The organism is Allobosea sp. 01N443, from assembly GCF_056399325.1.
In genome coordinates this window covers 17,036-37,005 of the sequence record NZ_JBFTRC010000022.1, presented here as the reverse complement: position 1 = coordinate 37,005, position 19,970 = coordinate 17,036, and the positions used below count along the sequence as shown (strand labels likewise).

Sequence of the window (19,970 nt, the reverse complement as noted above, 5' to 3'; positions counted from 1 at the left end):
AAGCTGGAAACCGGCCGAGGCGTTGCGCCCGGCCGGTACAGGAGGAGACGCTTCATGCTGCGCCGGTCCTTTCTTCAGCTTGGCCTCGTCGGGCTTGCGGCGCCGGCCCTGGTCGGCCGGGCGGCGGCGGCCGGACCGACGGCGCCGGGGTCCAGATTCAACATCACCTATTTCGATATCCCCGCGATCAAGGGCTCGCGCGATGTCACCGATGCCGGCGACGGCACGATCTGGGTCTGCGGTCAGCGCAACGGCACGCTCGGCCGCTTCGATCCGCGTTCGAGCCAGCTCAAGGTGGTCGAACTCGGCCAGGGGGCCGCACCCCATGGCGTGATCAGGGGCCCGGACGGAGCCGCCTGGGTGACGGAAGGTGGCCAGAACGCCATTGCCCGCGTCGACGACAAGACCCACAAGGTCGATCTCTTCAAGCTGCCAGCGGGGCGCGAGAGCGCCAATCTCAATACCGGGGTCTTCGATAAGGAAGGCATTCTCTGGTTCACGGGCCAGAATGGGATCGTCGGTCGCTTCGATCCGAAGACCGCCAGGATGGAGATCAAGGATGCGCCACGCGGGCCGGGCGCCTATGGCATCACCAGAACGCCCTCCGGCGAGATCTGGTACGCCTCGCTGGCGGGCAACCATATTGCCCAGATCAATCCCGGCACCTTCGAGATCACGGTGGTCGAACCACCGACGCCTGGTCAGGGCGCGCGGCGGGTCTGGTCGGATTCGAAGAATCGCATCTGGGTCAGCGAATGGAATTCCGGCAATGTCTCGGCCTATGACACGCTCAGCAACAGCTGGAAGACATGGAAATTGCCGGGTGACAAACCGCGCACCTATTCGGTCTATGTCGATGATGCGGACAAAGTCTGGCTGACGGACTTTTCGGCCAATGCCATCGTCCATTTCGATCCCGTCACCGAAGCCTTCAGCAGTCTCCCGAGCGACAAGCCCGGCGCCAATGTCCGCCAGATGGACGGGCGTTCCGGCGAGGCCTGGGGCGGCGAGAGCGGCAATGACCGACTTGTTCGGATCCAGACGGTGAAGCAGGCGTGAGGAGCGCGCCTGTCGCATCTGCGATCACGKCGGTTCTGTTTGCCGCGCAGCCTGGCGCAGCCCAGGAGAGCGGGGCGGGCGAGCGTCTGTTCGCGACCTGCCAGGCCTGCCACAGCCTCGACCCGGCCAAGCCGGGCATGGCGGGTCCGCATCTCGCCGGCCTGTCCGGCCGCCGCATCGGCACGGCCACAGGTTTCGATTACTCGCCGGCGCTGAAAGCGGCCGGCGCGCAGGGCCTCAGTTGGGACGCGGAGCGGCTGAAAGCCTATCTCGCCGATCCCGAGGCCATGTTCAAAGGCAGCTGGATGAGCGCGCCCGGGCTCGCCCGCGAGGCCGACCGGGCAGCCGTCGCTGATTTCCTGATGCGGCCGCGCTGACGTCAGAGCGGTCGCTTGATGGCCCTCGAGATCACGCCGACGATGCCCTCGCGGAACAGCATCACGCAGATCACGAAGATCACGCCCTGCACGACCGTGACCCAGGCGCCAAGGCTGGCGAGATAATTCTGCATCGAGACGATGACGAGCGCACCGACGATCGGCCCGAACACGGTTCCGAGACCGCCGACCAGCGTCATCAGCACGACCTCGCCGGACATTGACCAGTGCACGTCGGTGAGTGAGGCGAGCTGGAAGACGATGGCCTTGGTCGCGCCCGCCAGCCCCGCCAGCGCAGCCGAAAGGACGAAGACCGCGAGCTTGTAGCGATTGGCGCGGTAGCCGAGCGAGATCGCGCGCGGCTCGTTGTCCCGGATCGCCTTGCAGACCTGGCCGAAGGGCGAATGGATGATGCGGTAGATCAGCAGCAGCCCGGCCATGAAGATGACTGCGACCACGTAATACAGCGCCCGGTCGTCGGCGAGGCTGATCAGGCCGAAGAGCTTGCCGCGCGGCACTGACTGGATGCCGTCCTCGCCGCCCGTGAAGCGCGGTGTCTGCAGCGAGAAGAAGAACACCATCTGCGCCAGTGCCAGCGTGATCATGGCGAAGTAGATGCCTTGCCGGCGGATCGCGAGCGAGCCGAAGACGGCGCCAAGCATACCGGCGATCAGCGTCCCGGACAGGATCGCGAGCTCGGGCGTCAAGCCCCAGTTCTTGGCCGTATAGGCGCTGACATAGCTTGCCATGCCGAAATAGGCCGCATGGCCGAAGGAGAGCAGACCGCCATAGCCAAGCAGAAGGTTGAAGGCGAGCGCGAACAACGCAAAGCACATCACCTTCATCACGAAGACGGGATAGGCGAGGAAAGGCGCGACGGCGACCAGGACCGCGAGCCCGATGAAGATCGCCCGATGCAGGCGCTCGGTTCCCTTCGTGGTCTCGGCGACTGCGAGGCCGCCCGCGGGAACGTCGGCGGAAAGCGCGTCGGCCATGGTCAGCTCCTTCCAATCATGCGGGACGGTGCCATCACGCGGGCCGCCCGAACAACCCGGCTGGTTTCACCAGCAACACCAGGACCATGATGATGAAGATCACGGTCGCGGACGCTTCGGGATAGAAAACCTTGGTCACGCCTTCGATCAGGCCGAGGCCGAACCCGGTGACGATCGCGCCCATGATCGAGCCCATGCCGCCGATCACGACGACGGCGAAGACGACGATGATCAGGTCGGCCCCCATGTTTGGATTGACCGAGTAGATCGGCGCCGCGAGCACGCCGGCGAACGCCGCCAGAGCGACGCCGAAGCCGTAGGTCAGGGTCACCAGCAGCGGCACATTGATACCGAAGGCCTGTGTCAGCGTCGGGTTCTCGGTGGCGGCGCGAAGATAGGCGCCGAGCCTCGTCTTCTCGATCACGAACCAGGTCGCCAGGCAGATGACGAGCGACGCGATGACGACCCAGGCGCGGTAGTTCGGCAGGAACATGAAGCCGAGATTATGCCCGCCCGCCAGCTGCGGCGGGATCTGATAGGGCAGGCCCGACGAGCCGTAATTGTTGCGGAACAGGCCCTGGATGATCAGTGCGAGGCCGAAGGTCAGCAGCAGCCCGTAGAGATGGTCGAGATGGGCCAGCCGCGAGATCAGGAACCGCTCGATCRGGACGCCCACGATCCCGACGATCAGCGGTGCCAGCAGCAATGCGGCCCAGTAGTTGATGCCGAGATAGTTCAGGCACATCCAGGCCACGAAGGCGCCCATCATATACTGCGCGCCATGGGTGAAGTTGATGATGTTGAGCAGCCCGAAGATCACCGCCAGCCCGAGGCTGAGGATGGCATAGAACGAGYCGTTGATCAGGCCAAGCAGGACCTGGCCGAACAGCGCTTGTGGTGGGATTCCGAGAAGCTCGAACATGCCTTGCTCAACTCATCCTGAAAATGCTGCCAAGGACCGACGTACGGATACGCCATCTCCTGCTGCCATCATCCCGGGCCGGCCGAAGACCCGACCCGGGAGATGTGCCGGAGCATGTGGATCCCGGGTCTCCCTAGGATCGCCCGGGATGACGCAGGAACCAAGCAAGCGCGGACGAAGCCTCGTTCACTTCTTGACGAGCGGGCACTCGCTCTCGCTGAGCGGCTTGAAGGCCTGTTCTGCCGGCAGAACCGCGATCTGCTTGTAGTAATCCCATGGTGCCTTGGACTCGGACGGCTTCTTGACCTCGAAAAGGTACATGTCGTGCATCTTGCGGCCGTCGACGCGGACCGACCCCTTGCCGAAGAGCGGATCGTCGGTCGGCAATTCCTTCATCTTGGCCATCACGGCCGCGGTATCCTTGCTCTTCGCAGCCTCCACGGCCTTGAGATAGTGGAGCATGCCGGAATAGACGCCGGCCTGGACCATGGTTGGCTTCTTGCCGCCATGGGCCTTCGCAAAGCGCTCCGACCAGGCACGGGTCTGGTCGTTCGTGTCCCAGTAGAAGGCTTCCGTCAGGACCAGGCCTTGCGCCGTCTGCAGGCCGAGCGCGTGCACGTCGGTGAGGAAGACGAGCAGCCCCGCGAGCTTCTGCCCGCCTGCAACGATGCCGAACTCGCCCGCCTGCTTGATCGAGTTGATCGTGTCGCCGCCGGCATTGGCGAGGCCGATGACCTTGGCTTTGGAAGCCTGAGCCTGGAGCAGGAACGACGAGAAATCGGTGCCCGGGAAGGGCGTGCGTACGGCCCCCAGCACCTTGCCGCCGTTCTTGGTGACGATCGCGGCAGTGTCGCGCTCCAGAGCGTGACCGAAGGCATAGTCGGCGGTCAGGAAGAACCAGCTGTCGCCGCCGGCCTTCACCATGGCGCCGCCCGTGCCCTGGGCGAGGGCATAGGTGTCATAGGTCCAGTGGATCGTGTTCGGAGAACAGGCCTTGCCGGTGAGGTCTGAGGTCGCTGCGCCCGAGTTGATATGGATCTTGTTCTTTTCCTTGGTGATCTGGTTGACGGCCAGCGCCACCGATGAGGTTGGCACGTCAAGGATGATGTCGACGCCGTCCTGATCGTACCATTGCCGGGCGATGGTCGAGCCGACATCGGGCTTGTTCTGGTGGTCGGCGGAGATGATCTCGACCTTGATGCCCTTCTCGGCGGCCTTGAAATCCTCGACGGCCATGCGGGCCGCAACCACCGAGCCTTCGCCGGAGAGGTCTGCATAGAGGCCGGAACGGTCGTTGAGCACACCGGCCTTGACGGAAATCTGCTGCGCCAGCGCCGGGCTCACCAGCAGCGCGCCAAATACGCTGCCCAGCAGCAATGTCTTGAGTTTCATGCCGTCCCTCCCTGAAATGACGTCGTTCTCGACGCGATTGTTCAAACCCCGAGATAACCGTGGAGCTTGTCGATGTTTCGCTCAAGCGCCTCGTTCGGAATCATGTCGACCACCTTGCCCTGCTCGACGACATAGTGCCTGTCGGCCACCGTTGCGGCGAAGCGGAAATTCTGCTCGACCAGGATGATGGTGAAGCCATCGTGTTTCAGTTTCGCGATGGTGCGGCCGATCTGGTCGATAATCACGGGGGCCAGCCCCTCGGTCGGCTCGTCGAGCAGCAGGAGATTCGCGCCCGTGCGCAGGATGCGCCCGATCGCCAGCATCTGCTGCTCTCCGCCCGACAGCTTGGTGCMCTGGCTCTTCAGCCGCTCCTTCAGATTGGGAAAGAGCTCGAAGATCTGGTCGAGGCTGAATCCGCCCGGCTTCACCTGCGGCGGCAGCAGAAGGTTCTCCTCGACATTCAGGCTCGAATAGATGCCGCGTTCTTCCGGAACGAAGCCGATGCCGAGCCGGGCGATGGTGCGCGAGGGCAGGTTGATCGTCTCGGTACCGTCGAACGAAATCGAGCCCTTGCGCTTGCCCATGATGCCGATGATCGACTTCAACGTCGTGGTCTTGCCGGCGCCGTTACGGCCGAGCAAGGTCACCACTTCGCCCGGCGCGACGTCGAAATCGATGCCATGCAGCACATGCGACTCGCCATACCAGGCCTCGAGCCCGCGGACCGCGAGCAGCGGTTTGACAGCGCTCGCAGGCGCTGCGGCCCCGGTCGCCTCAGTGAGCATGGCCGACTCCCGATCCGATATAGGCTTCGACCACGCGCGGATCCTTCGAGACCGTGGCGTAGTCGCCTTCGGCAAGCACCTGCCCACGCGCCAGCACGGTGATGCGGTCGGAGAGTGAGGCGACGACCGAGAGGTTGTGCTCGACCATCAGGATGGTGCGGTTGGCCGAGATTTTCCGGATCAGCGCCGCGATGCGTTCGACATCCTCACGGCCCATTCCGGCCATCGGTTCGTCGAGCAGCAGCATCTCCGGATCGAGCGCCAGCGTGGTCGCGATTTCAAGCGCGCGCTTGCGACCGTAGGAGAGTTCTCCCGCCGGCAGGTCCGCAAAGGTCGAGAGGCCGACGGCCTCGACGAGGCGCAGCGCCTCGGCATCGAGCGATTTCAGCACATCCTCGGACCGCCAGAAATCGAAGGAGTCGCCACGCTTGCGCTGCAGCGCGATCCGGACGTTCTTCATCACGCTCAGTTGCGGGAAAACCGCCGAAATCTGAAAGGACCGGACCAGCCCGAGCCGGGCGATCTCGGCCGGCTTCTGGCGCGTGATGTCCTGGCCGTTATAGACGATCGAACCCTTGGTTGGCGCAAGAAACTTGGTCAGCAGATTGAAACATGTCGTTTTGCCGGCACCATTTGGGCCGATGAGCGCATGAATGCTGCCGCGCCTGACCTTGAGGTCGACGCCATTGACCGCGGTGAATCCCGCGAATTCTTTGGTTAGCCCCGAGGTGGAGAGAATAATATCCTCAGACATACCACGCACACATGGTCGCCACCTCAATGATTCTTGGATTGTTCGTTTCCCCTTGCAGTCATGCTGCACCGCGCGCAGCGCGCCTGTCAACGCCACGCCCGTGCGCATGAATCCATGTGCATCTGCCCAGGAATGGCGGTTTAGACGAAAGGCTTAGAGCCGATGCCGGCCCTGTCATACTAGCCGGTCGGCAGGACGGCAGCAGCCGTGACCGATGCGATCGCGTCGAGCCGCTGCTGGTAGTCCGCGCAGGAGGGCAGGGGGCCGAGCTTGGCACCGGCGGCCGCCTGCATCAGCGTGTTGATCAGCATCGTGGGGCTAAGGCCCGTGCGTTTCAGCGAGATCTCGCCCTTCGCTTGCGCCTCCTCGATGAGGTTGCGCGCATGCCTGGCGAAGATGTCTTCGAAGACAAGCAGCTCCTGCCCGGCAATGCTGGCGATGACGGCCTTCAACTCGACCAGGTGTTCACCCGTGCCGAGGCTCTCGAAGGCCGTGGCGAAATGAGCTCTCAACAGTGCCGTGAGGCGTTCCGGGAAGGGGGCCTGGCTGATCAGGACTTCACGGCAACGTGCTTCGACACGCCTGCCGAGCAGCGCGAGCATGGCCCGGAACACATCATCCTTGCCCTTGAAATGGAGGTAGAGCGTCGCCTTGGCCAGCCCGGCTTCCTTGGCGATGTCGTCCATCGAGGTGCGTTTGTAGCCGTAGCGGGCAAACAGGCGCAGGGCCGCATCGGCGATCTGATCGATGCGACCGGTGGCATCATCGGCGGCCACGCCGGAACTCTCGCTTCTGTCGGACATTGCAGTCTTGACAAGATCCAAACTGAGCGCGACTATTCCAATTAGACTCAAACGGTCTAATTCGTCTAGTCGCGCGACCCAAGACGACGGATCACCCGCCCGCTTCTGATATGTCAGATCGGGCCGTCGAGAGCGAGCCTCTCGATCCGCACCATGGTGCCGCGCTGTGTCATGTCCAGCGATCCGGAGGCAGCCATGGTCTCACTCAAAGTCAACGGCAGGACGCACAGCGTCGATGTCGACGACGATACGCCCCTGCTTTGGGCGATCCGCGACAATCTCGGCCTGACCGGCACCAAGTTCGGCTGTGGTGTCGCGCAATGCGGCGCCTGCACGGTCTTCATGGACGGCAAGCCGCTGCGCTCCTGCGTCACGCCGGTCTCGGCGGTGGGCGATGCCGAGATCACCACGATCGAGGCGATTTCGGGCAAGGAAGCCGATGCCGTTCAGGCCGCCTGGACGGCACGCGACGTACCGCAATGCGGCTACTGCCAGTCGGGCCAGGTGATGAGCGCGGTTGCGCTGCTCACGGAAAACAAGAAGCCGAGCRATCGCGACATCGATCTCGCGATGAACGGCAATCTTTGCCGTTGCGCAACCTATGTCCGCATCCGCGCCGCGATCCATGATGCTGCCCGCACGCTGGAGGGCTGAGCCATGACCGTTCACGATCAGAACCTCTCCCGCCGCTCGCTGCTGAAGGGAGCTGGCGCCCTCGTCATCGGGCTGCATCTCCCGCAAGTGGCCCGTGCCCAGTCCGGGGCAGGCGCTGCGTTTCGCCCGGGCGGAAACGCCACCTTCGCACCCAATGCCTTCGTCCGCGTCGCGCCTGACAGCACCGTCACGGTGCTGATCAAGCATATCGAGTTCGGCCAGGGGCCATTCACCGGGCTTGCGACGCTCGTCGCCGAGGAGATGGACGCAGACTGGGGCCAGATGCGCAGCGAGCATGCGCCGGCCGACGTCAAGCTCTATGCCAATCTCGCATTCGGCGTGCAGGGAACCGGCGGCTCGACCGCGATCGCCAATAGCTGGGAACAGATGCGCAAGGCTGGAGCCACGGCCCGTGCCATGCTGGTCCAGGCCGCAGCGCAGTCGTGGAAGGTCCCAGCCTCCGAGATCAAGGTCGAGGCCGGCGTCCTGAGCCATGCCTCCGGCAAACAGGGACGCTTTGGCGAATTCGCCGAGGCGGCCTCGGAGCTTGCCGTACCGGAAAACGTGCCGCTGAAGCCGGCTTCGGCCTACCGCCTGATCGGCAAGGAGGGCGCGGTCAGGCGGCTCGACAGTGCCGACAAGTCGCGCGGCAAGGCCGAGTTCACCATCGACATCCACGCTCCCAATATGCTGACCGTCGTCGTTGCCCGGCCACCGCGCTTCGGCGGCACGGTCGGAAACTTCGACGCGGCCGAGGCGCTCAAGGTCAAGGGCGTCGTCGACGTCAAGCAGATCGGCTCCGGCGTCGCCGTCTATGCCAATGGCATGTGGCCCGCGTTGAAGGGCCGCGAAGCCCTGAAAGTGACCTGGGACGAGAGCGCGGCCGAAAAGCGCGGCAGCCGCGAACTCATCGCCGAATATCGCGCGCTTGCCCGCCAGAAGGGTGTGGTCGCCGGTTCGCATGGCGATGCCGAGGCCGCGCTCGCCAAGGCTGGGACGGTGATCGAAGCCGAGTTCGTCTTCCCCTATCTGGCGCACGCGCCGATGGAGCCGCTCGACGGTTATCTGCAATGGGATGGCAGCGAGGCGCTCGCCCGCTTCGGCAGCCAGTTCCAGACCACCGAGCATATGACCATCGCAACCATCCTTGGCCTGCCGCCAGAGAAGGTCAGGCTCGAGACCATGCTGGCAGGCGGCAGCTTTGGCCGGCGTGCGCAGGTCAGCCAGCATCTGGCAGCGGAACTCGCCATGGTCGCCAAGGCGATCGGCCCCAACCGTCCGGTCAAGCTGGTCTGGACCCGCGAGGATGACCTCTCCGGCGGCTATTACCGCCCGCTCTTCGTGCATCGCCTGCGCGGTGCCGTGAACGACGGCAAGATCACGGCCTGGGCCGACAGCATCGTCGGCCAGTCCTTCTTCCTCGGCACGCCCTTCGAGGCGATGGTGGTGAAGAACGGCATCGACGCAACCTCGGTCGAAGGCGCCAACGAACTCTTCTACGAGATTGCCGATTTCCACTGCGAGGTGAACAACCCCAAGGTTGGCGTGCCGACCCTGTGGTGGCGCTCCGTCGGCCATACGCACACGGCCTATGCGGTCGAGTGCTTCATCGACGAGCTGCTGCAGGCGGCGGGGCAGGATCCGGTTGCCGGCAGGCTTAACCTGATGAACCGGCATCCGCGTGCCGTCGGCGTGCTCAAGGCTGTCGCCGAACTGGCGAAGTGGAATGGCTCCGGCCCGGTCGACGGCCGCGCCCGCGGCGTCGCGGTGGTCGAGAGCTTCGGTTCCTTCGTTGCCCAGATCGCGGAGGTCTCGCTCGGCACTGATGGTGAGCCGAAGGTTCACAAGGTCTGGTGCGCGGTGGATTGCGGGGTCGCGGTCAACCCCGACATCATCCGGGCGCAGATGGAAGGCGGCATCGGCTTTGGTCTTGGCCATGCGCTCTACGGCGAGATCACGCTCGACCAGGGCAGGCCGGTCCAGGCCAATTTCGATACCTATCGCTCGCTGCGCATTCACGAGATGCCGGAGGTCGAGGTCCTGATCATCCGTTCGACCGAAGCGCCCACCGGCGTCGGCGAGCCGGGCGTGCCGCCGATCGGCCCGGCGGTCGCCAATGCACTGGCAAAGCTCGGGCAACCGCGTCCGCGGCAATTGCCCATGGTCGGAGGCACGGTCTGATGCGGGCGCCCCTCCTTCACGCCGTCCTGGCAGGTGCGGGACTCTGTCTGGCCGGGACCGCGCTCACCTCGGCGCAAACGACGCGACAGGCCCCGCCCGCCTCGCTGCGTCCAGCCGAGAGCTTCAGCGCCATCGCCAACCAGCGCGATCGCTCGGTCGCCCTGTTCGGCGAGATCGGCACGGTGCTGCAGCATCCGCGCTGCATGAACTGCCACCCGGCGACCGAACGCCCGCGGCAGGCCGATGCGAGGCGCCTGCATCAGCCGCTCGTCGTGCGCGGCAAGGACGGGCACGGCGCACCGGGGCTGGAATGCGCGACCTGCCACGGAAAGCAGAATTTCGACCCGGCGCGGATTCCGGGCGATGGTCACTGGGCGCTGGCGCCGGCCTCGATGGCCTGGGAGGGTAAGTCGCTCGGTCAGATCTGCGAGCAGCTCAAGGACCAGAACCGCAATGGCAGCCGCGACCTCGCGGCAATCGTCAAGCATGTCACCAGCGACACCCTGGTGCTCTGGGCCTGGAACCCGGGACTCGGTCGTGTTCCGGCACCAGGCAGCAATGCGCAATTCGGTGCGCTTATGYAGGCCTGGGTCGATACGGGAGCCGTCTGTCCGGCGTCCTGACGCGGCTCCTTCTTCTCCCCTCGGGGTACGAGGGGAGGCACGCATGCCCACCCGCGCCCTCGTCCATGTTGCAACCGCACCATGGGCTCGGCTAGTCCTTGGGAGGAACGCTCCTCTCCCCCTGATCCCAGCGGCAAAGGCATCGCGATGAAGAAGGTCTACCCCGACGCAAAGGCGTCGCTCGCCGGTATCGTCAAGGACGGCATGACGATCATGGCCGGCGGCTTCGGCCTCTGCGGCATTCCCGACACCCTGATCGAGGCGATCCGTGATTCCGGCGCCAAGAACCTGACCTTTATCTCCAATAACGCCGGCGTCGACGGCGCGGGGCTTGGTCTGCTGCTGGAAACCCGCCAGATCAAGAAGATGATCAGTTCCTATGTCGGCGAGAACAAGCTTTTCGCCCAGCAATACCTGGCTGGTGAACTCGAGCTTGAATTCACGCCGCAGGGCACTCTTGCCGAGCGGATTCGTGCCGGCGGGGCTGGCATTCCCGCCTTCTTCACCAAGACCGGTGTCGGTACGCTGATCGCCGAGGGCAAGGAGGAACGCGAGTTCAATGGCGAGCGCTACATCATGGAGCGCGGCCTCTTCGCCGATATCTCGATCGTTCATGCCTGGAAGGGCGATACCGAGGGCAACCTCGTCTATCGGAAGACGGCGCGGAACTTCAATCCGATGATGGCGAGCGCCTCGCGCTTCACGGTCGCAGAGGTCGAGCACCTCGTGCCGGCCGGCGAGATCGATCCCGATCACATGCACACGCCCGGCATTTTCGTGAAGCGCATCGTGCATGTGCCGAACCCGGTCAAGCGCATCGAACAGCGCACCACCCGTCCCCGTCCGACGGCTTGAGGAGACAAGGACCATGGCTTGGACACGTGAGCAGATGGCCGCCCGCGCCGCCAGGGAGCTGCAGGACGGTTTCTACGTCAATCTCGGTATCGGCATCCCGACGCTGGTCTCGAACTACATTCCCGCCGGCATGAGCGTGCAGCTCCAGTCGGAGAACGGCATGCTCGGCATGGGGCCGTTCCCCTTTGAGGGCGAAGAAGATCCCGACCTGATCAATGCGGGAAAGCAGACCATCACCGAACTGCCGACGACGAGCTATTTCTCCTCGGCGGATTCCTTCGGCATGATCCGTGGCGGTCATATCGATCTGTCGATCCTCGGCGCGATGCAGGTGGCCGAGAACGGCGATCTCGCCAATTGGATGATCCCCGGCAAGATGGTGAAGGGCATGGGCGGCGCGATGGATCTCGTTGCCGGTGTCAAGAAGGTCGTCGTGGTGATGGAGCATGTCGCCAAGAACAAGGACGGCTCCGAATCGGCAAAGCTGCTCGAGGCCTGCGACCTGCCGCTAACAGGCGCCGGCGTCGTCGACATGGTGATCACCGATCTCGGTGTCTTCGCCGTGGACAAGGCGAATGGCGGCGGCATGACCCTGATCGAGCTGGCGGACGGCGTTTCGCTGGATGAGATCAAGGCCAAGACCCAGGCCAAGTTCAAGGTCGCGGTCTAAAGTATCGGCCCGAAGAGTGGATTGCGGTTTTCGGGAAAGCCGATGCAAACACAAAGGGCTAGATCATCCCGGGGCGGCGCATGCGGCCCCGGGATCGCCGCGCTGAACACGCGCGATGAGATCTCAGTCGCGGCCTGTCCCGATCTCCCAGCCATGCCGGATCAGCTCCGGATCGGCATGCTCCTCCTGCGGATAGCCGACGCAGAGCCAGGCGATCAGCTTCCATTGCGGCGGCACGCCAAGCGCAGCCGCGATCGCCTCGGGTTCGAGGATGGAGACCCAGCCGACGCCGATGCCGTGCATGCGCGCTGCCAGCCAGAACTGAGTGATCGCGGCGACCACGGAATAATCGAGCATCTCCGGCATGGTGCGCCGGCCGAGCCCATGACCTTGCTCCGTGCCGTGGTCGCAGAACACCGCAAACTGCTCGGGGGCTTCGCGCAGGCCTTCGAGCTTCAGGTTGGCATAGAGCCGGGCTCGCTCGCCGGCGTAGTCACCGAGCGCCTCGGCGTTGCAATGCGTAAAACTGGTCTGCGCCGCCGCACGCTGCTCTGCGTCCGTGACGCGCAACCAGCGCCAGGGCTGCGAATGGCCGACCGAGGGAGAGAGTTCGGTCAGCTTCAAGAGATGCGCCAATAACGCTTCGGGCACCGGCTCCGACCGGAAGCGGCGCACATCGCGCCGCCAGGCGAGCAGCGTCTCGAATTGCGCCGCAAAGGCCTCGTCGAAGACCGGAGGCCCGCTCATGGCTGCCCGGTGAAGCGGGCGATAGCGTGGAAGAAGGAGCCGGTTACCAGCGCCCGCCGGCCGCCGGCGGGAACCGGAGCCGAGCCATGCGGATCGGTCACCATCGCGAAGGGCGCGTCATCGCCAACCGAAATGATCGTCGCGTAGTGGAATTCATGCCCGGTCAGTGCCTGCCCGGCCGAACCCAGCGGACCATTCGCCTGGAGCACGGCGCGGCGGTAACCCAGATTCATCTTGCGCTTCGCGAAGCTGGTCTCGACCGAGAGCAGGTTCGCCATGGCATGGGCGGTGCCGTCGGCATCGATCAGCGTTCGGCCAAGCACCATGTAGCCGCCGCACTCGCCATGGACTGGCCGGGTCTCCGCGAAGCGGCGCAAGCCGGCCAGGAAGCGGCTGGCGCCGGCGATCCGGCCGGCATGAAGCTCCGGGTAGCCGCCCGGCAGCCAGCAGCTGTCGCAAGTCTCCGGCGGCGATTCGTCGGCGAGCGGCGAAAAGGGAAGGAGCGTTGCGCCGGTCGCACGCCAGCCGGTTTCGACATGCGGATAGACGAAGCTGAAGGCGGCATCGCGGGCAATGGCGATGCAGCGTCCCGGGGCGGGCAGGGCGGGAGCGCCATGCCGGGTTACCGGGAGGTCCGTCGGTTCGGCCACGGCAAGGATCGCATCGAGGTCGACCGCGGCAGAGATCGCGTCTGCGAGCGCATCGAGCCGGCCATGCAGATCCTCTGTCTCGCCGGCTTGCACAAGGCCGAGATGGCGCTCGGGCAGGATCAGGCTTGCCTCGCGCGACAGGGCTCCGAGCACGGGCAAGCCGATCCGCTCCATGCCGGCGCAGGCAAGCCGGCGATGGCGTTCGCTTGCCACCTTGTTGAGGATCACGCCCACGACACGGATGCGCTCGTCATAACGCACGCAGCCGAGAGCCACCGCGCCGGCCGACTGCGCCTGACCGGAGACATCGACGACCAGCACGACCGGCCAGCCGCAGAAGGCCGCGATATCGGCGCTCGCGCCCGTATGCCCCATCTCGCCCGGCACGCCGTCGAACAGGCCCATCGAGCCCTCTGCGACGACGATATCGGCCGCCTCTGCAGCCTCGCCTGCGATCTGGCCGAGCAAGGTGTCCGGCATCGCAAAACTGTCGAGATTGGCGCTCGGTGCGCCGGTTGCGGCCGCGTGGAATGCCGGGTCGATATAGTCCGGCCCGCATTTCAGCCCGCGTACGGTCAGCCCTCGCTTCACCAGCGCCCGTTGCAAACCGAGCGTGATCGTCGTCTTGCCCGAGCCGGAGCGCGGCGCGGCGATGAGGAGGCCTTTTCCGCTCATGCGATGATCTCCGCGGGCTCCTGACGGAGCCCTCTTGCTGCGCTATGCAGGCGCTCATGGAAGACTTGCCGCCCCAAGGCGAATTGCGACGCGGCTGGACGACGGGCGCTTGCGCTGCCGCCGCCGCCAAGTCCGCCTATTGCGGCTGGGCGGCCGGCTCGTTTCTCGATCCCGTCGAGATCACGCTGCCGGGCGGCCAGCGGCCGGCCTTTGCCCTGGCCCGGCAGTCCGCGCTTGCGGAGGGCGCCGAGGCCGGCATCATCAAGGATGCGGGCGACGATCCCGACGTTACGCATGGCGCGCTGGTGGTTGCGCGGGTCGGCCCGGCCGCGCCTGGCGCAGGCATTGTTTTTCGCGCCGGCGAGGGTGTCGGCACAGTCACCTTGCCCGGCTTGCCATTGCCGGTCGGCGAACCCGCCATCAACCCGATGCCGCGCGAGATGATCCGGCAGGCTTTGACGGAGGTCATTGCGGCGACGGGCGGTCCGCGCGACGTCTCCGTCACCATCGCGATCCCCGGTGGGGAGGCCCTCGCCGGAAAGACCATGAATCCGCGCCTCGGCATCGTCGGTGGGCTCTCGATTCTCGGTACGACCGGAATCGTCATACCCTTTTCGTGCGCGGCCTGGATTCACTCGATCCATCGCGGCATCGATGTCGCGCGCGCGACTGGTCTCACCCATGTCGCAGGCGCCACCGGCTCGACCTCCGAAGCCGCTATCCGGCGTCTCCATGGCCTGTCGGAGCAGGCTCTGATCGACATGGGGGATTTCGCCGGTGGCATGCTGAAATATCTGCGGCGCCACCCGGTCCACCGCGTCACGGTCGCCGGCGGCTTCGCAAAGATGGTCAAGCTCGGGCAGGGCATGCTCGACCTGCACTCGCGCGCGGGTCCGGTCGATTTCGCCTGGCTGGCGGCGCGGATTCTGGAGGCGGGCGGCAGTGAGCACCTGGCTGCCTGGGTGCCCGGGGCCAATACGGCGCTCGAGGTGTTGCAACGTGCCCAGGCCGAGGGGTTGCCATTGGCCGAAACCGTCGGCCGGCATGCCTGGGTGAACGCCGCGCATTCCCTCGGCGTGCCGGACAGTGAGCTGGAGATCGCGATTTTCGATCGCACCGGTGGCCTTCTGGCGCGTACGCCATTCCGCAAGGTGGGGTGAGCCCGAGCGTGTCACACGCCACCACCGCTCGGCCGGAAACGCCGGTCGTAGCCTGTGGAATACAAGGCGCTCTCGCCAAAATCCTGCGAGCCGAGCGCGGGGCCGACGAGGATCAGCGCGGTCCGTTCCAACCCCGAGGCCTGGACCTCGGCCACGATCGTGCTCAGCGTTCCGCACAGCACGCGCTCATCTGGCCAGGACGCCCGGAAGACGACGGCGACGGGGCAATCTGCTCCGTAGAACGGTGTCAGCTCGGCGGCGACCTGTCCGATCACGTGGATCGAGAGATGGATGGCGAGCGTCGTGCCCGAGGCCGCGAAGGTCGCGAGCTTTTCGCGCTCGGGCATAGCCGAGGCGCGGCCCGAGGTGCGTGTCAGGACCAGCGATTGCGCGACGCCGGGCAGCGTCAATTCGCGCTTCAGCGTCGCTGCCGCCGCGGCGAAGGCCGGCACGCCGGGCGTGACCGTAAAGGGGATGCCGAGCGCATCGAGCCGACGCATCTGTTCGCCGCAGGCGCTCCAGATCGAGAGATCGCCCGAATGCAGTCGAGCCACGTCCTGCCCCGCTTCATGGGCGGTCTGCATCTCGCCAATGAGCGCATCGAGATCGAGCGGGGCGGTGTCGACGATGCGCGCGCCCGGTGGACACCAGTCGAGCATCGTGCGCGGGATCAGCGAGCCGGCATAAAGGCAGACCGGGCAGGCGGCGATCAGGTCGCGCCCGCGAAGGGTGATGAGATCGGCGGCACCTGGGCCGGCGCCAATGAAATGGATGGTCATGACGTGGCGCTCCGCGCCAGCGCGCAGGTGACGCGGGCAGTGGCGATCCGTGGCTGGATCAGCACCGATCCCGGGCCGGCGGCCGCAAGCGCAGCCGCCTCCGCGACGGAGCCGACGCCATAGAGAGAGGCGATGCGGGTCGAGCGGGTTGCGCAGGCGGCCTCGTAGCCCTTGAGCGCTTCGTCTGGAATCGCGACGAGTTCGGCGTTGCGGCTCCGCGCCGTGGCAAGGAGACCCGCCTCGCGCGAACGGCTGGAGATGGTGGCGAGGCGCAACGCGGTCGGCGCCACGCCGGCTTGCCTGAGCGCCTGGTCGAGGCAGGCGAGGATATCCACCTCGCTGGTGCCCGGGCGTAATCCGATCCCCGCCACGATCACGGCTTCACCACCCGCCATTGTGTCACCGGCATCGCGGCGCGCCAGCCATGCATGCTGCCGACCGCGTCGAGATGGCTGACGCCGATCCGGCGCAAGGTGCCGCCATGCGCGGCGTAAAGCGCCGCAAGCCGTGCCTCGCCCTCCAGCGTCACCACATTGGCGACGAGGCGACCGCCCGACTTCAGCGCACCCCATGCAGCCTCGAAAACTCCGGGCTCGGTCATGCCGCCGCCGATGAAGACCGCATCCGGGACCGGGCGGCCGGGAAAGCTCGCAGGTGCCGCGCCGATGGCGACCTCGATTCGGAGCGCACCGAGGGCTGAGCCGTTGCGGGTGATCCGCGCAGCCCGCTCGGGCCTGGCCTCGAAGGCGATGGTCTGGTTGCCGGGATTGCGCAGGCACCATTCGAGCCCGATCGAGCCCGAACCGGCGCCGACATCCCAGAGCAGTTCTCCAGCACGGGGTCGCAGGGCGGACAACGTGATCGCACGGATATCGGCCTTGGTGATCTGGCCGTCATGCTCGAACCAGTCGTCATCCAGTCCGGAGGCGAGTGGGAGGATACGCGCTTCACGCTCTGCGACCAGATCCAGCGCGATCAGGTTGAGCGGGTCGACTGTGCCGAGATCGAAGGCCTGCGCCTTGCACTCGCGGATACGTTCGCGTGGACCGCCGAGCGCCTCCATCACCACGAGGCGCGAGGCACCAAAGCCGCGTGCGCTCATCAATTCAGCCAGCTTTCCCGGGGTCGAACCATCCCAGGACAGAGCGAGCACGCGCCGGCCCGGCTGCAGAAAGGGGATGATGCGTTCCAGCGCACGACCATGCAGCGAGACGCGGCCGCATTCCTCTTGCGGCCAGCGCAGCCGGTTGCAGGCGAGCGCAAAGGAAGAGAGCTGCGGATAGATCCGCATCTCGTCCGGGCCGAGTGCCTTCGCCAGGCCGGCACCGATTCCGTAATGGAACGGGTCGCCCGTGGCGAGCACGCAGACCTTGCGGCCTCTCTGCGAGAGGATCAGCGGCAGCGCATTGCGGAAGGGCTGCGGCCAGGGCGCAGCCTCGCCCGCAACCGGCCCGATCAGGGCGATATGCCGGGCGCCGCCATAGACGAGCTCGGCGCCTTCAAGCGCGGCAAGCGCGTCCGGCGAAAGCCCGGCGCGGCCGTCTTCTCCAAGCCCGACGAGGGAGAGCCAAGGCTCGGTGGCCGAGGCGGATGCCCTCGACAGTTCGTCGGATTCAGGCGAAAACAATGTCATGACGGTCCTGATCCTCGGCGGCACCAGCGAAGCTGTCGCGCTTGATCAGCTTCTTGCTGACCAGGCGCCGGAAATCCGCGCGGTTGTCTCGCTGGCCGGACATACCTCCGATCCCAAACCCCTCAATCTGCCGGTGCGTGTCGGTGGTTTCGGCGGCATCGAAGGCCTGCGGCATTATCTCATAGAAAACCGGGTCGTTGCCGTGGTCGATGCCACGCATCCCTTCGCAGCTATCATGCCGTTCCATGCGGAGGCGGCCTGCAAGGCCGAGAACGTGCCGATCATCGCGATCCGCCGTGAATCCTGGAAGCCGCGGCCGGGTGATCGCTGGCGCTCGGTGCCGGACATTCAAGCTGCAGTCGAGACGCTGGGCACGCAGCCGCGTCGCGTCTTCCTGACGGTCGGACGGCTCGAGCTGCCGGCCTTCGCCGACGCGCCGCAGCACCATTATCTCGTCAGGGTGATCGAGCCGATCGGCGACCGGCTGCCGCTCAACGGCATCAAGGTCATCCAGCAGCGCGGCCCGTTCGAGGCCGATGAAGAGGAGGATCTGATGCGCCGGGAGGGCATCGAGATTCTCGTCTCGAAGAATTCCGGCGGTCCGGCGACAGTCGGCAAGCTGACGGCGGCGCGCCGGCTCGGCCTTCCCGTGATCATGGTCGAGCGGCCGCCCAAACCCGATGTCGCAACCGTCGACCATATCGATCAGGTCCTGCCCTGGCTGGTGGCGCAGGGGATCTTCGTCACCGAACGCGGCGTATAGACGATCGGCGCCTGGCCCGGGCGGGCGATCGATCGCGTGCTCGAGGCACCGATCATCACGAGCGTTGCCATGTCGGCCGAGCCTGCCGCCCCCACAGCCTCGCTCATCGGCAATACGCGCAGGACTTCGTCCGGTCGTCCGACAGCGCGCGCGAAGATCACGGGTGTTTCAGGCGCGCGATGCCGGGCAGCCAGCGTTAGGGCCTCGCCGAGCTGCCAGGGCCGAGCCTTCGAGATCGGGTTATAGAGCGAGATCACGAAATCGGCGCTCAGCGCCGCTTCCAGCCGCGCGGTGATCACGTCCCAGGGCTTGAGGTTGTCAGAGAGCGAGATTGCGCAGAAATCGCCGCCAAGCGGCGCGCCGGCCCGCGCCGCTGCGGCGAGCATCGCGGTAATCCCGGGCTCGACGCTGATCGGCAGCGCAAGCCAGCCGGTTTCGCCGGCCTCGAGTGCCTCGAACACCGCCGCTGCCATCGCGAAGACGCCGGGATCGCCGCCTGATACCACCGCGACTGCGCGACCCTCGGCTGCAAGCTGCAACGCATAGCGAGCGCGTGCGATCTCGACCCGGTTGTCGGATGCGTGCTTCGTCTGCCCCCCGCGCACCGCCAGTCGGTCCAGATAGGGACCATACCCGACGAGGTCGGTAGCCGCTTCGAGCGCGGCTTGTGCAGCCGGCGTCAGCCAGTGCGGCTCTCCAGGGCCGAGGCCGACGATGGTGAGCGAGCCGCTCATAGCCGCCGGCCCTCGCCTGGAACGAGGATCATCGAGAAATAGGGGGCAACGTCATCGGTCTTCTCATCGAGCCGGGTCACGACCTGCCCCGCCATCGTTGCCCGCTCGACATAGATCGCGCGATGGATCAGCCCGGCTGCCTTCAGCGCGCGGCGTACTTTCGGCAGGTTGCGACCAAGCTTCATGATCACGGCCGCATCGGTGTCGACCAGGCGACGACGCAGTTCCGCCTCGGGCAAGGTGCCGGGCAGCACGGTCATGACGTCGTCACCCCAGGTGATCGGGGCACCTGCACGAACCCAGGCGCCGGCCATGCCGGTGACGCCCGGTACAACCTCGGTCGGGAAACGGTGGGCGAGGCGCCGCCATAGATGCATGAAGGAACCGTAGAAGAACGGATCGCCGTCGCAGAGCACCGCGACGGTCCGGCCCGCCGCCATCTCGGCTGCGAGCAATTCGGCGGATTCATCGTAGAAGGTGGCGATCGGCCCGGTATAGCCGTCCTCGCTGACAGGAACCTCGGTCGTCACCGGAAAGGCGAGCACGATCTCGCGCGCTGGATCCGGCGGGATCACCGCGTCGGCTGTCACGCGGGCATTGCCACGGCTGCCCTTCTTGCAGAAATGCACCAGCCGGTCGGCGGTCGTGATGATGTCGCGGGCCCGGACCGTCATGTAGTCGGGGTCGCCGGGCCCCAGGCCGACGCCGAAGAGCAGGGTGCCTGCGTTCTGGGGCAAGGACCGGTCCATGCTCACCGGC

Annotated in this window: 22 protein-coding genes; 9 read left to right on the top strand and 13 right to left on the bottom strand. The window is 65.9% G+C overall.

The window, feature by feature from the left end:
* Positions 1 to 54: 54 nt before the first annotated feature.
* Both AC1DRP_RS08930 and AC1DRP_RS08925 read left to right on the top strand, forming a co-directional pair.
* A complete protein-coding gene (locus AC1DRP_RS08930) occupies positions 55 to 1,059 on the top strand; it encodes a Vgb family protein (RefSeq protein ID WP_441507485.1) in 1,005 nt (334 codons plus the stop codon).
* Complete coding sequence (locus AC1DRP_RS08925) at positions 1,056 to 1,436, top strand: c-type cytochrome (protein ID WP_476768315.1); 381 nt, start codon at positions 1,056 to 1,058, stop codon at positions 1,434 to 1,436. The genes AC1DRP_RS08930 and AC1DRP_RS08925 overlap by 4 nt, the downstream gene beginning before the upstream one ends.
* Positions 1,437 to 1,438: 2 nt before the next feature.
* Here the strand turns inward: AC1DRP_RS08925 and AC1DRP_RS08920 are convergent, their stop codons facing one another.
* The 6 genes from AC1DRP_RS08920 to AC1DRP_RS08895 all read right to left on the bottom strand — a co-directional run bounded on the left by AC1DRP_RS08920 (position 1,439) and on the right by AC1DRP_RS08895 (position 7,087).
* Entirely contained in the window at positions 1,439 to 2,431 is a 993-nt protein-coding gene (locus AC1DRP_RS08920; protein ID WP_441507487.1) for a branched-chain amino acid ABC transporter permease, read from the bottom strand.
* Positions 2,432 to 2,465: 34 nt separating this feature from the next.
* On the bottom strand, positions 2,466 to 3,353 hold the full coding sequence (locus tag AC1DRP_RS08915) for a branched-chain amino acid ABC transporter permease (protein ID WP_476768314.1): 888 nt from the start codon (positions 3,351 to 3,353) through the stop codon (positions 2,466 to 2,468).
* Between the two features lie 186 nt (positions 3,354 to 3,539).
* On the bottom strand, positions 3,540 to 4,745 hold the full coding sequence (locus AC1DRP_RS08910; protein ID WP_441490371.1) for an ABC transporter substrate-binding protein: 1,206 nt from the start codon (positions 4,743 to 4,745) through the stop codon (positions 3,540 to 3,542).
* 41 nt (positions 4,746 to 4,786) lie between these two features.
* On the bottom strand, positions 4,787 to 5,530 hold the full coding sequence (locus AC1DRP_RS08905) for an ABC transporter ATP-binding protein (RefSeq protein WP_476768313.1): 744 nt from the start codon (positions 5,528 to 5,530) through the stop codon (positions 4,787 to 4,789).
* On the bottom strand, positions 5,520 to 6,284 hold the full coding sequence (locus AC1DRP_RS08900) for an ABC transporter ATP-binding protein (RefSeq protein WP_441507489.1): 765 nt from the start codon (positions 6,282 to 6,284) through the stop codon (positions 5,520 to 5,522). Before AC1DRP_RS08900 ends, AC1DRP_RS08905 begins: the two co-directional genes overlap by 11 nt.
* Before the next feature lie 179 nt (positions 6,285 to 6,463).
* Positions 6,464 to 7,087: a TetR/AcrR family transcriptional regulator gene (locus AC1DRP_RS08895; protein WP_441507490.1), complete on the bottom strand. Its 624-nt coding sequence runs from the start codon at positions 7,085 to 7,087 to the stop codon at positions 6,464 to 6,466.
* 195 nt (positions 7,088 to 7,282) lie between these two features.
* On the opposite strand from AC1DRP_RS08895, the gene AC1DRP_RS08890 reads away from it, so the two are divergent.
* The 5 genes from AC1DRP_RS08890 (at position 7,283) to AC1DRP_RS08870 (ending at position 12,070) form a co-directional block, all read left to right on the top strand.
* Positions 7,283 to 7,741, top strand: coding sequence for a (2Fe-2S)-binding protein (locus tag AC1DRP_RS08890; RefSeq protein WP_476768312.1), 459 nt, complete (start codon positions 7,283 to 7,285; stop codon positions 7,739 to 7,741).
* 3 nt (positions 7,742 to 7,744) lie between these two features.
* Entirely contained in the window at positions 7,745 to 9,922 is a 2,178-nt protein-coding gene (locus tag AC1DRP_RS08885) for a xanthine dehydrogenase family protein molybdopterin-binding subunit (protein ID WP_441490366.1), read from the top strand.
* Complete coding sequence (locus tag AC1DRP_RS08880) at positions 9,922 to 10,545, top strand: Isoquinoline 1-oxidoreductase subunit (RefSeq protein WP_476768311.1); 624 nt, start codon at positions 9,922 to 9,924, stop codon at positions 10,543 to 10,545. The genes AC1DRP_RS08885 and AC1DRP_RS08880 overlap by 1 nt, the downstream gene beginning before the upstream one ends.
* A 147-nt stretch (positions 10,546 to 10,692) precedes the next feature.
* Positions 10,693 to 11,400, top strand: coding sequence for a CoA transferase subunit A (locus tag AC1DRP_RS08875; RefSeq protein ID WP_441490364.1), 708 nt, complete (start codon positions 10,693 to 10,695; stop codon positions 11,398 to 11,400).
* Between the two features lie 13 nt (positions 11,401 to 11,413).
* The gene (locus AC1DRP_RS08870; RefSeq protein WP_441507492.1) at positions 11,414 to 12,070 is read left to right on the top strand and encodes a 3-oxoacid CoA-transferase subunit B; all 657 of its coding nucleotides are present in this window, start codon (positions 11,414 to 11,416) and stop codon (positions 12,068 to 12,070) included.
* 123 nt (positions 12,071 to 12,193) lie between these two features.
* Here AC1DRP_RS08870 and bluB read toward each other — a convergent pair whose 3' ends face one another.
* Both bluB and AC1DRP_RS08860 read right to left on the bottom strand, forming a co-directional pair.
* Positions 12,194 to 12,817, bottom strand: coding sequence for a 5,6-dimethylbenzimidazole synthase (gene bluB / locus AC1DRP_RS08865; RefSeq protein ID WP_441507493.1), 624 nt, complete (start codon positions 12,815 to 12,817; stop codon positions 12,194 to 12,196).
* The gene (locus tag AC1DRP_RS08860; RefSeq protein WP_441507494.1) at positions 12,814 to 14,142 is read right to left on the bottom strand and encodes a cobyrinic acid a,c-diamide synthase CobB; all 1,329 of its coding nucleotides are present in this window, start codon (positions 14,140 to 14,142) and stop codon (positions 12,814 to 12,816) included. Before AC1DRP_RS08860 ends, bluB begins: the two co-directional genes overlap by 4 nt.
* Positions 14,143 to 14,198: 56 nt before the next feature.
* On the opposite strand from AC1DRP_RS08860, the gene AC1DRP_RS08855 reads away from it, so the two are divergent.
* Positions 14,199 to 15,302, top strand: a complete 1,104-nt coding sequence (locus AC1DRP_RS08855; RefSeq protein WP_441490360.1) for a cobalt-precorrin-5B (C(1))-methyltransferase — start codon at positions 14,199 to 14,201, stop codon at positions 15,300 to 15,302.
* A gap of 11 nt (positions 15,303 to 15,313) precedes the next feature.
* On the opposite strand, the gene cobM is transcribed toward AC1DRP_RS08855, so the two are convergent.
* The 3 genes from cobM to cbiE are packed head-to-tail and all read right to left on the bottom strand — an operon-like array spanning position 15,314 to position 17,714.
* Positions 15,314 to 16,081, bottom strand: coding sequence for a precorrin-4 C(11)-methyltransferase (cobM, locus tag AC1DRP_RS08850; protein ID WP_441490359.1), 768 nt, complete (start codon positions 16,079 to 16,081; stop codon positions 15,314 to 15,316).
* A complete protein-coding gene (locus AC1DRP_RS08845; protein WP_441490358.1) occupies positions 16,078 to 16,476 on the bottom strand; it encodes a cobalamin biosynthesis protein in 399 nt (132 codons plus the stop codon). Before AC1DRP_RS08845 ends, cobM begins: the two co-directional genes overlap by 4 nt.
* Positions 16,455 to 17,714: a precorrin-6y C5,15-methyltransferase (decarboxylating) subunit CbiE gene (gene cbiE / locus AC1DRP_RS08840; RefSeq protein WP_441490357.1), complete on the bottom strand. Its 1,260-nt coding sequence runs from the start codon at positions 17,712 to 17,714 to the stop codon at positions 16,455 to 16,457. Before cbiE ends, AC1DRP_RS08845 begins: the two co-directional genes overlap by 22 nt.
* On the opposite strand from cbiE, the gene AC1DRP_RS08835 reads away from it, so the two are divergent.
* Positions 17,713 to 18,477 carry a cobalt-precorrin-6A reductase gene (locus tag AC1DRP_RS08835; protein WP_441490356.1) on the top strand — a complete coding sequence of 255 codons (765 nt, stop codon included), beginning with the start codon at positions 17,713 to 17,715 and terminating at the stop codon, positions 18,475 to 18,477. The genes cbiE and AC1DRP_RS08835 overlap by 2 nt on opposite strands.
* Here the strand turns inward: AC1DRP_RS08835 and cobJ are convergent.
* Both cobJ and AC1DRP_RS08825 read right to left on the bottom strand, forming a co-directional pair.
* Positions 18,420 to 19,211, bottom strand: coding sequence for a precorrin-3B C(17)-methyltransferase (gene cobJ / locus AC1DRP_RS08830; protein WP_441507495.1), 792 nt, complete (start codon positions 19,209 to 19,211; stop codon positions 18,420 to 18,422). The genes AC1DRP_RS08835 and cobJ overlap by 58 nt on opposite strands.
* Complete coding sequence (locus AC1DRP_RS08825) at positions 19,208 to 19,960, bottom strand: precorrin-2 C(20)-methyltransferase (RefSeq protein WP_441507496.1); 753 nt, start codon at positions 19,958 to 19,960, stop codon at positions 19,208 to 19,210. Before AC1DRP_RS08825 ends, cobJ begins: the two co-directional genes overlap by 4 nt.
* Positions 19,961 to 19,970 lie beyond the last annotated feature (10 nt).